Origin of the sequence: Pedobacter sp. KACC 23697 (assembly GCF_045348445.1) — a bacterium.
Taxonomy (GTDB): Bacteria; Bacteroidota; Bacteroidia; order Sphingobacteriales; family Sphingobacteriaceae; genus Pedobacter.
This window is the reverse complement of the sequence record NZ_CP157485.1, coordinates 4,454,442-4,467,782: the sequence shown is the minus strand read 5'-3', so window position 1 is coordinate 4,467,782 and position 13,341 is coordinate 4,454,442. Positions and strand designations below refer to the sequence as shown.

Annotated in this window: 13 protein-coding genes; 4 read left to right on the top strand and 9 right to left on the bottom strand. The window is 39.2% G+C overall.

What is annotated here, in order from left to right; genetic code table 11:
• The first annotated feature begins 25 nt into the window (after positions 1-25).
• A complete protein-coding gene (proB, locus tag ABEG20_RS18045; protein WP_406824646.1) occupies positions 26-1,105 on the top strand; it encodes a glutamate 5-kinase in 1,080 nt (359 codons plus the stop codon).
• Between the two features lie 112 nt (positions 1,106-1,217).
• A complete protein-coding gene (locus ABEG20_RS18040; RefSeq protein ID WP_406824645.1) occupies positions 1,218-2,465 on the top strand; it encodes a glutamate-5-semialdehyde dehydrogenase in 1,248 nt (415 codons plus the stop codon).
• Between the two features lie 236 nt (positions 2,466-2,701).
• On the opposite strand, the gene ABEG20_RS18035 is transcribed toward ABEG20_RS18040, so the two are convergent.
• Together ABEG20_RS18035 and ABEG20_RS18030 are read right to left on the bottom strand one after the other, a co-directional pair.
• Complete coding sequence (locus ABEG20_RS18035) at positions 2,702-4,084, bottom strand: MBL fold metallo-hydrolase (protein WP_406824644.1); 1,383 nt, start codon at positions 4,082-4,084, stop codon at positions 2,702-2,704.
• A gap of 183 nt (positions 4,085-4,267) precedes the next feature.
• Entirely contained in the window at positions 4,268-4,618 is a 351-nt protein-coding gene (locus ABEG20_RS18030) for a hypothetical protein (protein ID WP_406824643.1), read from the bottom strand.
• Positions 4,619-4,712: 94 nt separating this feature from the next.
• On the opposite strand from ABEG20_RS18030, the gene ABEG20_RS18025 reads away from it, so the two are divergent.
• Positions 4,713-4,967, top strand: a complete 255-nt coding sequence (locus ABEG20_RS18025; protein WP_406824642.1) for a hypothetical protein — start codon at positions 4,713-4,715, stop codon at positions 4,965-4,967.
• 53 nt (positions 4,968-5,020) lie between these two features.
• Here ABEG20_RS18025 and ABEG20_RS18020 read toward each other — a convergent pair whose 3' ends face one another.
• The 7 genes from ABEG20_RS18020 to ABEG20_RS17990 all read right to left on the bottom strand — a co-directional run bounded on the left by ABEG20_RS18020 (position 5,021) and on the right by ABEG20_RS17990 (position 12,513).
• Positions 5,021-5,701, bottom strand: coding sequence for a type 1 glutamine amidotransferase domain-containing protein (locus ABEG20_RS18020; RefSeq protein ID WP_406824641.1), 681 nt, complete (start codon positions 5,699-5,701; stop codon positions 5,021-5,023).
• 85 nt (positions 5,702-5,786) lie between these two features.
• The gene (locus ABEG20_RS18015; RefSeq protein ID WP_406824640.1) at positions 5,787-6,356 is read right to left on the bottom strand and encodes a Crp/Fnr family transcriptional regulator; all 570 of its coding nucleotides are present in this window, start codon (positions 6,354-6,356) and stop codon (positions 5,787-5,789) included.
• A gap of 112 nt (positions 6,357-6,468) precedes the next feature.
• Positions 6,469-6,843 (bottom strand): hypothetical protein, encoded by a 375-nt coding sequence (locus ABEG20_RS18010; protein WP_406824639.1) that lies wholly within the window; start codon positions 6,841-6,843, stop codon positions 6,469-6,471.
• Positions 6,844-7,205: 362 nt separating this feature from the next.
• The gene (locus tag ABEG20_RS18005; RefSeq protein WP_406824638.1) at positions 7,206-7,925 is read right to left on the bottom strand and encodes a hypothetical protein; all 720 of its coding nucleotides are present in this window, start codon (positions 7,923-7,925) and stop codon (positions 7,206-7,208) included.
• A gap of 126 nt (positions 7,926-8,051) precedes the next feature.
• A complete protein-coding gene (locus ABEG20_RS18000) occupies positions 8,052-9,590 on the bottom strand; it encodes a YifB family Mg chelatase-like AAA ATPase (protein ID WP_406824637.1) in 1,539 nt (512 codons plus the stop codon).
• Between the two features lie 364 nt (positions 9,591-9,954).
• The gene (ffh, locus tag ABEG20_RS17995; protein ID WP_406824636.1) at positions 9,955-11,292 is read right to left on the bottom strand and encodes a signal recognition particle protein; all 1,338 of its coding nucleotides are present in this window, start codon (positions 11,290-11,292) and stop codon (positions 9,955-9,957) included.
• 231 nt (positions 11,293-11,523) lie between these two features.
• Entirely contained in the window at positions 11,524-12,513 is a 990-nt protein-coding gene (locus ABEG20_RS17990) for a helix-turn-helix transcriptional regulator (protein ID WP_406824635.1), read from the bottom strand.
• A gap of 96 nt (positions 12,514-12,609) precedes the next feature.
• Between ABEG20_RS17990 and ABEG20_RS17985 the strand changes: the two genes are divergently transcribed.
• Positions 12,610-13,341 (top strand): hypothetical protein, encoded by a 732-nt coding sequence (locus ABEG20_RS17985; RefSeq protein ID WP_406824634.1) that lies wholly within the window; start codon positions 12,610-12,612, stop codon positions 13,339-13,341.

Sequence of the window (13,341 nt, the reverse complement as noted above, 5' to 3'; positions counted from 1 at the left end):
TTCATCCAAACGGTTTGAAATTATAATGAAATTAGGGTACAAAAAGATAGTTGTTAAAGTTGGTTCAAATGTAATTACGCAGGCAAATGGTTTGCCGGATGAAGCGAGGATTAAACACCTTGTAAATCAATTGGCAAACATTAAAAAACAGGGTATTGAAGTAATTTTGGTGTCTTCAGGTGCAGTAGCATCAGGCAGAAGTTTAATCAAAATAGCTGAAAAGCAGGATGCCGTAACTACCCGACAGCTATTGGCCGCTATTGGCCAGGTTAAACTGATTAATACCTACTCCAATTTCTTTGCAACACATGCTATCCAATGCGCTCAGGTTTTGGTTACCAAAGAGGATTTTCGCGACCGGGCGCATTATCTAAATATGAAAAACTGCCTGCAGATTTTGCTGCAGAATGAAGTAATCCCGGTGGTGAATGAAAACGATGTGGTTTCGGTAACCGAGCTGATGTTTACCGATAATGATGAACTGGCCGGACTCATTGCTTCTATGTTAAATGCCGATGCCTTAATTATCCTGTCAAATGTAAATGGCATTTATAACGGTGATCCGAAAGTTGAGGGGTCAGCTGTTATGGAGGAAATTAACGGTTCGGTTGCTAATCTGGCTTCTTTTATTCAAACCGGAAAATCGCAGTTTGGCCGTGGTGGAATGATCACCAAATCGACCATGGCACAAAAAGTTGCTAAACTGGGTATAACGGTTCATATTGCCAATGGAACTAAAGATGATGTGCTGATTTCTCTGTTAAATAATGAACTGGTGCATACACGCTTTGTCCCGGAGAAAAGTAAATCGGGCAAGAAAAAATGGATTGCCCATTCCGAAACTGCGGCAACCGGTGTGGTAAAGCTTAATGATGGTGCTAAAGCAGTATTAACTTCCGGCAAAGCAACCAGTTTATTGCCCGTAGGTATTATTGAAATTCAAACGGACTTTTTAAAAGGCGATATTATTAAAATTATCGACGAAAAAAATAACCTGATTGGATTGGGTATTGCCGAATATGGTTCTGATAAAGCCAGAGAAAGAATCGGACTGAAAAAACAGAAAGCCCTGGTGCATTACGATTATTTTTATTCGGCTATTTAGTTAGGTTAACCACGGAGCCCACAGAGAAAAAATCACAGAGTGGCAAAGAGTTGATAAATTCTCTCTTTTTTCTATGAAAACTCGGTGTTCTCTGTGGTAAAAATGGAAAAAAATGGATTACAAACAATACTTCGAAAATGCAAAACAGGCTAGTCGCACTTTGATAAGCTTGGGCAAAAAAACTACAGATGCTGTTTTAAATGACCTCGCGCAGGCTTTAGTAGTAAGTACGGACGAAATTCTTAGCGCAAATGCAAAGGATTTAGCTAAAATGTCCACTGAAGATCCCAAATACGATAGGTTAAAGTTAAGCGCAACTCGGATTGCTGATATTGCCAACGATCTTAAAAATGTTGCAGGCTTAAATAGTCCTTTGGGTAAAATTCTTTCTGATAAAATATTGGATAACCAGCTTCATATACAAAAGATTAGCGTGCCTTTGGGCGTTGTGGGGGTAATTTACGAAGCCCGCCCCAATGTTACTGCCGATGTATTTTCACTTTGTTTTAAAACCGGGAATGTTGCGGTGTTAAAAGGAGGAAGTGACGCTGAATTTTCTAATCTCGCAATTGCAAAGGTAATACATGGGGTGTTGGATAATCATAAAATAAACCGCGATGTTTTAACCTTACTGCCTGCAGAAAGGGCGGCAACAGAAGCTTTATTAAATGCACGGGGATTTGTGGATGTATTGATTCCTAGAGGAAGTCAATCGTTGATTAATTACGTGCGTGAAAACAGTAAAATCCCGGTTATTGAAACCGGTGCGGGCATTGTACATACTTATTTTGATGAATCGGGTGATTTAAAGAAAGGTAAAGCGATTATTTTTAATGCGAAAACCAGGAGGGTAAGCGTTTGTAATTCTTTAGATTGTGTATTGGTTAACGAAAACAGATTAAATGATCTGCCGGCGCTTTTATCTCCTTTGGCAGATGGAAATGTGGAGTTATTTGCTGACGAGAAAAGCTATGCAGTATTAAAATCCTCTTATCCATCCCACTTATTAAACCAAGCCACACCAGAACATTTTGGAACAGAGTTTTTATCATTAAAGCTGGCTGTTAAGATAGTAGATGATTTGACTGCTGCACTGAACCATATTGCCGATTACAGTTCGAAACATAGTGAAGCCATTATTTCTGAAGATGCTGCTAATATTGCTCAATTTTTAAATGAAGTAGATGCTGCTGCGGTGTATGCCAATGCCTCAACAGGTTTTACCGATGGCGCACAGTTTGGTCTTGGTGCCGAAATTGGCATCAGCACGCAAAAACTACATGCCCGCGGACCAATGGGTTTGGAGGAACTAACCAGTTACAAATGGGTGGTACGGGGCGATGGACAAGTGAGGAAGTGATGTTTGATGGAAGAGGGATGATGGAAAAGGATGAATAACCAATTTACAAGGACTAATAGCTACCGTTTGTATCATCGTCACTTCGAGCGGAGTGCAACGCAGCCGAGAAGCACGAGGTGCGCATATAAGAATCTGCAACGATGGAAAGTAGTCATTAGATTTGTTGCCTTCGGTAAATGTTAAAGCAGTAGAACTAACTTAGAGATTCTTCGCTGCGCTCAGAATGACAGCGGAGTTTATAACTCAAATACCTCTCCCCTTTCAGGCACCTCTACATTAAAACCATCTGCTTGCAGGCTCAGCGATAAACTTTGCAGGCTTTTGTCTTCACCATGAACGAGAAAAACCTTTTTAGGTTGGCCGGTTTGTTTAATTGTCTTCACTAAATCGTTATGATCACCGTGTCCACTGAGTAAATCTGTTTGTCGGATCGTAGCGTAAACCATCATCTCGCGGTCTTTAATGCGCACGATGGGTGCTCCGCTTAATAATTTATAGCCAAGCGTTCCTTTTGCACAATAACCAATAAAAAGGATGGTGCAATAATAGTTCTGAATGTTGTAATATAAGTGATCCTGAATCCTTCCACCTTCTAACATGCCTGCAGAGGAGATAATGATACAGGGATCGAAATAATTGGAAACATCTTTACTTTCTTTCATGGTTTGAACGTAAGCCAGGTGATCAAATTCAAACTCATCACCCATGGTCTGGTAAAAATCTTTCGCTTCCTGGTTTACCAGGTTATGGTGTTTGCGGTAAACCTCCGTAGCTTGAATCGCCATTGGGCTATCTACAAAAATCTGAATGGGTGGCAACAGTTTTTTAGTAAATATCTGGTTTAAGGCAAATACCAGTGATTGCGTACGCCCAATACTAAATGCCGGAATAATCAATCGGCCAGGACTTTTGATACAGGCTTCGGTAATTTCCTGTACCAGGCGTTCTTCAAGCGTTTGGTCTTTAGTGTGCATTCTGCCTCCATAGGTGGCTTCGCTTACTACATAGTCTACCTCTGGCAAAGGCTCTGGATTAACCAATACCGGGTAGTTATCTCTACCGATATCGCCTGTAAAAGCAATTTTCTTTTCTATGCCCTCATCATTTATGGTTAAAACAGCTGCGGCAGCACCCAATAAGTGGCCAACAGGCACAAAGGTTAAGCTGATATCGCCATTAATCTTAAAAGGCTTATTAAAAGCAATGGTTACAAAACGATCGATGGTATCCATCACGTGTTTATGCAGGTATAGCGGTTTTGGTCCGCTGAAGTTACCCCGTTTCGTTCTGGGTTTGCGGCCTGCCTTTCTTAAAAAAAGCTCAACAGAATCGAATAATAATATCGATGTAAGATCGGCAGTAGGGGGTGTACAAAGTACCTGGCCTTCAAAACCTAATCGAACCAGTGTAGGTAAATTGCCAGAATGGTCAATGTGTGCGTGGGTTAAAATTACCAGGTTTATACTTGCCGGATCGAAAGGGAATTGTTGGTTTTCTTCCTGGTAGGTCTCCTTTTCGTAATCTAATCCGCAATCTATCAGTATTTTATAATGCCCGATTTCGAGCAGGTGCATACTGCCCGTTACTTGTTGTGCTGCGCCCCAAAACGTTAACTTCATCTTCTTATCTATCGCGTAAAATCTTTAGCCGTAAAGTAGTATAAATGATGGGATTTTTAAACAATCATGCGTAATTTTTTAATTATCATTTACCACAGAGAAGGATCACTTCGCACACTGAATGAATAGTAATTCCTTTAAAATATAAAATCAGACCTCTGCCATTCCTGAATTTGGACTTATTTATAGTTGATTAACTTCTCTGAATTTAAGGCTCTTTAATATTTCACTTTTCGCTTCTTCCGAAAAATCTCCTAAATCAGCTGTAGTAATGGTTTTATCTACAAGCATAGCAATCATCGTATCAAAAAACCGCGAATTTCTAAGTCCGTCGTATCTTCTGGCAAGATGTTTATCAAAATCTGTTACAGCAGCAAAAATTTTATAATAATCGTCTCTGTTATCTTCAGGCTGTTGTGTTTTCCATTGATCTAAAATTTCGGAGAATAGCTGCATTTCTTTTTTTAATTCCCGTTGTAAAGCTACCTCGAATAATCTGCGTGCAACTTTGTTGCCTGCTTTTGAAAAATCCATATGTAAATTTATACCATAAAGATAAAAATGTCATTATATGTAACTGGATTAACCCAAAGAAAAGATTTTTTATCTTTGAAGAAAAATATCCGCGATGCAAGAACCTTTTGATATAGAAATAGGGCCAATTAATTATTCAGTTTTTCCGGAGGGGAATGATTCGTATACCATTTTTAAAGATGGAAAAGAATATATCCAGATTCAGAAAGATACTTCATCGATCTGGTTGAAAATGGACTATAAAACAGAACTTCCCATTTTCGAGGAAGATGAAGAGGTGAATGCCATTGGCCAGGCCATTGAAAATTACGTGCCTGAAGCTGAAGACGAGGAAGAAGACGAACTGTAATAAGCAATCCTCAACAAGGTTTGGCTAAACCAGCCCCTGTTGAGGATTTAAATTTACGCAAGAAGCTTTAATAATTCTTCTGCAACTTTTTCTGATGAGGCCGGATTTTGTCCAGTAATCAATAAACCATCAACTACAGCATAAGGGCTCCAGTCGGCTATCTTACTATAATTTCCACCATTTTTTATTAACATATCCTCTACCAGAAAAGGCACTACGTTTGTTAATTGTACCGCTTCTTCTTCGGTATTGGTAAACCCGGTTACATTTTTTCCGTTCACCAGGTATTCGCCATTTATCTTTACATTTTTAAGCACTCCAGGAGCATGACACACAAAAGCAACGGGTTTGTTAGCGGTATAGAATTCGGTAATAAGCTGTTGTGAAGTTTTACTTTCTGCCAAATCCCAAAGCGGTCCGTGGCCACCAGGATAAAAAACGGCATCATAATCATCCATCTTTATATCGGCCAATGGGGTGGTATTTTTCAATTTGTTTAAAAGAACAGTGTCTTTATCCATTCTTTTCGTTGTTTCGGTTTGAAAAGAAGGATCCTCACTTTTAGGGTCGATTGGTGGCTGACCACCTTTTGGAGAGGCCAATACTATATCAATGCCTTTATCGGCTAAAGCATAATATGGCGCTGCCAATTCTTCTGACCAAAAACCTGTTTTTAAACCTGTATTTCCTAATTCGTCGTGGCTTGTAAGCACGAATAAAACTTTCTTATTCATATCTTTTATGTTAAGTGTATCACAAAATTAATGCTGCTGGTTTTGGTAGCAAAGGACTTCAATCACAGATTTAGTGTGCGCGAAATCACGTTTTTGCGGAAAGCCTGCTTAAGGTTTCTCTTGAAATACCCAAATAAGCTGCAATTATTGTTTTAGAAAGCCGTTGCATCAGTTGTGGATACTGTTGAGCAAGTTGTTCAAAACGCTCTCTTGGGCTAGTGGTTAAAAGGGATAAAACCCTTTGTTGTAAAGCTACGTAACCTAGACTATTTTTAATCCTGAAAAAATGTTCCATTTTATGGCTGTCGCGGCATAGCTGATCTAAGTTATCTTTACTGATGGAGAGCAATTCGGAATTTTCCAGACAGCTGATGTTGGTGATCGATTTAACATGGCCATAAAAAGCCCTGAAATCAGAAAGCCACCAATTTTCCATTGCAAACTGGATAATATATTCTTTACCATTGGCATCTGTAAATGTGGCCTTTAATAAACCTTTAATTACAAAATAAATGTGATTCACAAATTCGTCTTCCTGGATGAGGTATTGGTGCTTCTTAAGCGTTTTGGGTTTGAAATGTGATACTATATGCTCAAATTCCTGATCAGTAAGAGAAATGATTTCTTCGAGGTGTGTTTTTAATTCCAAACTCATGCTATAAAATTAGCTAAATTAAGCCTGAAACTTCATTTTTGATTGCTGAATAAAGTAGGAGCAAAAAATAAGGCCCGGTTACGAAGCGGGCCTCAACTTAAATTATTCTTTATTATCTGGTACAATCTGCAGTCCAGAATTGACTGTCTTTAGCTACCCTGATGGTAAGGTTACTGGCATCAATGCTAATTCCTGTAAGGCCCGAACCAATACTTACGTAGCTGTTATCGCCTTTCTTTTCGAATTTTACTCCGGTAATGTCGGGAATATTGTTTCCGAAGTAAAAATTATAGGTCTCACCAACTTTGCTCACAGTTACTTTTCCGTCGCTGCTGGTAATTGTATTTTGGCCACTGCGGTAAGAAACGGATCCTTTGTATGTGCCTACAAAGAAATCGCGATCTGCTGGATCAGTATCTTTTTTACACGATACCATTACGGTTAATGCTATTAAAAGCATACTGAAAATTTGGACTGTTTTTTTCATCTCTTTCACTTTTTTAATTTTAAATAGGTCATAATTGTAACAGTACTATGACAATGACTATGCCAAACCAAAATTTGATTGGTAGATGAGATGAGTGAAAAGCGGGTTGGGTTAATTAAAATTACTTTTTAAATACTTGTTTTTTAGTTTGTTACTAAAGTAGTTTGTTCTTTTGGCTGGAGCTATTTTAATCATCTGTTTTCAAAGATCTGCTGATTCGTTTAAAGGATCAAAACTGTTTAGTTTAAAAGAACTTGTTCAATTTAGTTAATGATAAAAAAGTTTTACTTCATGCTGTTTTTAAATATAAAGCATAGGAAAAATATCCTTTTCTTGTTTGTTATCTTATAATGGATTTTATGTTATATTTCTGAAAGTTTCCGGGCAAGTTCTTCCGTCATTTCATCAAGTGTAAACAATCTGCCCCAATCAAACTTCTTCCATACTGTTTTTGGTTTGTTGGTTTTGTCGCTAAACATATTGCCACCAGAGGTTTCACTTTTTTTTCGAGTAGATAAATTAAGGCTGGTAATGGTTTCTTCTCCCGAAGATCGGCTGTAACTCTCAGTATCAAAGCCAATCAGCTCCATTTTTTGATTCTGGAATCTGAATGTATAATCAAGATTACTCACCCCATAGGAGCCACAGCTCAGCCAATATTGATAACTTAAAATAAGCGTGCCGTTTTTGATGTTGATGGCCCCCGTTTCTTGTAAAGGATCGGCGAGGCAAGTATTCTCTGCATCATTTTCAAGTGGAATAAAACTGGCGTTTTGAGCCCGTAAGCTGTAATTGCCGGATGTATTAAAGAGTACCAGAAGCATGCGCGGGTTCAAATTCAGTTTATCACTGCCCATCCCCTCGTTTTTAATGATATTTTTCGGATTGGTATTCTGAATAATGATCGCTTCATCAGCTAAATGATCTTTATTTAAATCACCTTTCGCCCGATAAATTATTTTCCATCCTTTGGGAACAAATGCATTTATATTAGTGCCTGTTTTAGGGATTTGAGGGTGATCGCTTTGGGCAAATAAATGAACAGAAATTAATAATAACAATATGCCTGTAATATTTCTCATATAACGTAAATGATGAATGAGCTCAAAAATAAGGAGATAAATTTTTCAGATATGGTATTTGCTGATCAATAAACTTAATTTTTATTAAGATAACGAGCAAATTAAACCGCTTCTTTGTGTAAAAAATTATCCTGCCCAGCCATCCCTATCCAAACTCCTGTAATTAATAGATTCGGCCAGATGTTCAAGTTCTATATTTTCACTATCCGCTAAATCGGCAATGGTTCTGGCCACTTTTAAAATCCTATCGTAGGCGCGGGCCGACAATCCTAACCTTTCCATTGCAGTTTTTAATAAGTGGGTGCCGGCTTCACTGATCTGGCATATTTTGCGGACCATTTTCGGACTCATTTGGGCATTGCAATGTAAGTCTTCTTTATCTGCAAAACGTAGATCCTGAATTTCTCTTGCTTTAATTACCCGATCCCTGATGTGGTTACTTCTTTCTGTTTCCGTAGTAGAGGCCAATTCTGTAAAATCAACAGGTGTTACTTCTACGTGCAGATCAATCCGGTCTAAAAGAGGTCCAGATATTTTACTCAGGTATTTTTGCACCACACCAGGTGCACAAACACAATCTTTCTCCGGGTGATTGTAAAAACCACATGGGCAGGGATTCATGGAGGCTACCAGCATAAAGCTGGCCGGATATTCTACCGAAAACCTTGCCCTTGCAATGGCAACCTTGCGGTCTTCCAAAGGCTGGCGCATGACCTCTAAAACGGTTCGTTTAAATTCGGGCAGTTCATCTAAAAATAAAACACCGTTATGTGCCAGTGATATTTCTCCGGGTTGTGGACTGATTCCTCCTCCTACCAGCGCTACATCGCTAATGGTATGGTGGGGTGAGCGGTAGGGACGGCTTGTCATTAAAGCATCGCTTGCAGCGAGTTTTCCGGCAACGGAATGGATTTTAGTGGTTTCTAAGGCTTCGTTTAAATTTAATGGGGGTAATATGGTAGGCAGGCGCTTGGCCAGCATGGTTTTGCCTGCCCCTGGCGGGCCGATTAAAATAACATTGTGACCACCTGCAGCTGCGATTTCCAATGCTCTTTTAATATTTTCCTGGCCTTTAACGTCGGCAAAATCATGTTCATAATTGTTGATGTTTTTTAAGAATTCTTCTTTAGTATTTACTTTAACCTGTTCCAGCACCTCGCTTTTGTTAAAGAAAGCAACCACCTGTGCCAGGTTTTCTACGCCATATGCGATCAAATCGTTTACAATGGCTGCTTCGCGAACGTTTTGTTTCGGTAAGATGAATCCTTTAAAACCATCCTGTTGTGCTTGTATGGCAATTGGTAATGCTCCTTTTATGGGCTGGATACTTCCATCTAAAGAAAGTTCGCCCATAATAAAATAATCTTCCAGTTCGTCGGCCGGGATTTGACCAGAAGCTGCTAAAATGCCGATAGCAATTGGCAGATCATATGAGGAACCTTCTTTTTTCATATCCGCAGGTGCCAGGTTTACCACTATTTTCTGTTTAGGCATGCGAAAACCCGAAACATTAATGGCACTGGCCACTCTTTGCAAACTCTCTTTTACCGCATTATCGGGCAGGCCCACCATATAGTATTTGGTACCTGCGCTAATATTCACTTCGATGGTTATGGTTAGTGCATTTACGCCATAAACAGCACTCCCGTATGTTTTTACAAGCATTGATTTTAATTAAAATAAATTCGGATGTAAATTATTCGGGATGAATATTGATTCTAATATACAGATTATTTAAAAAAAGATCAAGCTTTGGTATCTATTGGCGGATAGGTTTTAACAGCCTTTATTAAATAAACCTGATTGGACGAATGCCGATTCCTTATATCGGCAGCAGGGAAAGCAGGGCTGAACCGACCTATGGAAAGCTGAACATTCGTTTCCAAAACCTGTAAACAAAAAATCCCGACCATTACTGATCGGGATCTATATTATTTTAAAAGATGCTGAAACAAATCCGATCGCTATCGGATCAGCATGACACAACGACTAACCTTAGTCCTTAAACCTTCTACCTCAAACCCTTCCACTATCTGCCAAATGGCATTTTAGGCATACCTTTCATCATGGCTGCTGCGGCTGCAGGGTTCGAAAACTGCTTCATCATTTTACGCATGTCTTCAAACTGTTTAATAAGTTTGGTTACTTCTTCTACCTTGCTTCCTGAACCTTTAGCAATACGTAAACGGCGGCTTTGCTGAATCGCATCCGGATTTTCTTTCTCAAATGGCGTCATCGAATTGATGATGGCTTCGATTGATTTGAAAGCATCATCCTGGATATCTACATTTTTCATCATTTTGCCCACACCGGGTATCATGCCCATCAGATCTTTCATGTTACCCATTTTTTTGATCTGCTGAATCTGGTTGTAGAAATCGTTGAAATCGAATTTGTTCTTGCGGATTTTCTTTTGCAATTCTGCAGCTTCTTTCTCGTCAAACTGCATTTGTGCACGTTCAACAAGCGAAACCACATCACCCATACCTAAAATACGCGATGCCATACGATCTGGATAGAAAACATCAAGTGCTTCCATTTTCTCGCCGGTACCGATAAATTTAATAGGCTTGTTTACCACTGATTTAATGGAAAGGGCTGCACCACCGCGGGTATCGCCATCCAATTTGGTTAACACCACACCTGTAAAATCTAAACGATCGTTAAACACTTTGGCCGTGTTTACTGCATCCTGACCAGTCATCGAATCCACTACGAATAAAATCTCGTGTGGTTGAGTTTTGGACTTAACTTCAGAAATTTCATTCATTAATGATTCATCGATCGCTAAACGACCTGCGGTATCGATAATGATGACGTTATTTCCATTTTGTTTACCGTGTGCAATACCTTCTAAAGCGATACCAACAGGATCATTTGATGCACGGTTTGCGTAAACAGACACACCCACCGAGGTTCCTAAAACCTCTAACTGATCTACAGCCGCCGGGCGGTACATATCGCCGGCTACCAATAAAGGTTTTTTACCCTTGCCTTTCAAATGCAGGGCCAGTTTACCGGCAAAAGTAGTTTTACCTGCACCGTTTAAACCTGCAATTAAAATAATAGTAGGGTTTGCTTTTGTATCTAACTCTGTAACTTCGCCACCCATTAGGGCCGCAAGTTCATCGTTCATTATTTTAGTCAGCAATTGACCTGGAGAAACGGCGGTAAGTACGTTTTGTCCCAAAGCTTTTTGCCTCACCTCATCAGTAAAGGCTTTTGCTGTTTTATAGTTAACATCGGCGTCTAGCAATGCTTTACGGATTTCTTTCATGGTTTCTGCCACGTTGATTTCCGTAATACTGCCTTGTCCTTTTAATACTTTAAATGCTCTGTCTAGCTTGTCCTGTAAATTATCAAACATCTTTTTTTAAGCTAAAAGCTTTATGCCAAAGGGCAAAAAGCAACTTGTTTTTAATAAAAGGCAAATGTATCAAATTTTGCTTGTAAATCGCTGCACCTCAAAGTCAAAAATCTTTTTTTGAAAACTTGCTGTTTGTGCTTCATGAATGCTGTACTCCCATCATTCACTTCAAACTTTTTATGTTACTGTGATGCCAGGGGGTGAAGCAGACGCCAAAATTCATAATTAAACTCACCTCGCTTTAGCGGGGCTGATGCCGAACTTTTTACTAAAAGCACTACTGAAATGCTGTACGGAAGAGTAACCTAATTCGTCAGAAATATGCTTAATATTTTTGCTGCTATCTGTTAGGAGTTCTTTTGCCCGCATCAATTTATAATCGCTTAAATAACCAAATACAGTGTTCTGAAATACCTCTTTAAAGCCATGTTTCAGCTTAAATTCATTTATTCCTGCGGTTTTTGCCAGTTCGGTTAAAGATGGCGGATGATTGGCATTGGCCAGCAGGTATTCCCGCGCATAATAGATCCTTTCTTTATCATAAGCCGATTTAATAGCAGGATTCACGGTTTTCTTGGCAGCTTCTTCAAAAGCCTGGGCCTGTAGTGCCAGCAGTTCCAAACATTTAGACTGAAGAAACAATAATTTTAATCCGCCTGTAAAGTGGCTGTTCATAATGTCATTAATGCAGCTATGCATGGCCAGGGTAATGGGCAGGTTTTCTGATGAAATTTCTACCGAACGGCTGTTCATGATGTTTTCAGCAAAATTTCTTAGCAGGATGCTGCTTTCGCTGGTTAAATCAACAAAACGTGACCTCTCGAAGTTTATCTCAAAAAATTTATGCGGACCTCCTGTATCAAACTCTGCCATCCCATCAAAATCAGGACTATAAATAATGTTATGCTGGTTTGCTTTAATATCCAGGCGTTTATTGGTGAGGTAATTTTCCATAATGCCTCCGCCAGTAAGTGCAAAGTGGAGCTCTACCATATCAGGTTCATCAAAAGATTTAATGCGCAGGCGGCTTTGTTTCACCACCATATCGCCGTAAACAATGTAAATGCCCGAAAAAGCAATCTGTACGATCTCTGCATCGCCAAAAGGGAAACTGTATTTATCCCGTCTTTCGGTTACCAGTGGTTGATTAAATTGAGCAATGTCGAAATTACTTCCTACTACATAATATTTATCATCGCTATCGTAAATGTTTAAGGCCATAAAATCCTTTTGATATAAACTTTAATCCTTTTGATATAAAAAGGTGCATTTGTTAGACAACTACTTTTGTTCAAAGTTACTAAACAAAAGAATACGATGCCTAAATTACCTTCATGGCTGGCCAACACAATGGAAAAAGTGATCAGCAATAAAATATATCAAGTAGAAGTTGTAGATACCAAAATGTTAAGCAGCAACTTAAAGTGCGTTACCTTTAAAGGCGATTTTTTTGAAGCTAAATTTATACCCGGAAACGAAGTGTTGCTAAGGGTTAACGCCAATGAATACAGACATTATACTTTATCGGGCTTTGACGAAGCACACGAAACCTGTGAAGTGATTTTTTACCTGAACAGGCAAGGGCCCGGACATCATCTGGCTGTAAATATCCAAAAAGGAGACCGTTTAAAACTGATTGTAGACCGGGCAAAAGTAAAATACAATGAAGCATCCAATCAGCATTTCTTTTTTGGCGATGAAACCAGCCTTGGTTTGTACGAGTCGCTGGGTAAAAAGGTAATTGATGAAGATGTAGAGTATTTTGGGGTATTGGAACTTCAGGAAGAAAACCTGAATTCAGTTGAACACCTTAAATTATTGATTGATACGGTACCATCTGACCTGAACGCCCCTGCGAAAAATGCCATCAAATGGATGGACAATATGCACCCGCTATGTTGGGAAATGTGGCAAAATGCTACGTTTTACTTAACAGGCAGGGCAAAATCAGTACAGCAGTTTAAACGTTACCTAAAACAAAGGGGTGTAAGTTTTAGGCAGATTATTACCATGCCTTATTGGGAAATGGGTAAAATTGGTGGCGGGTAA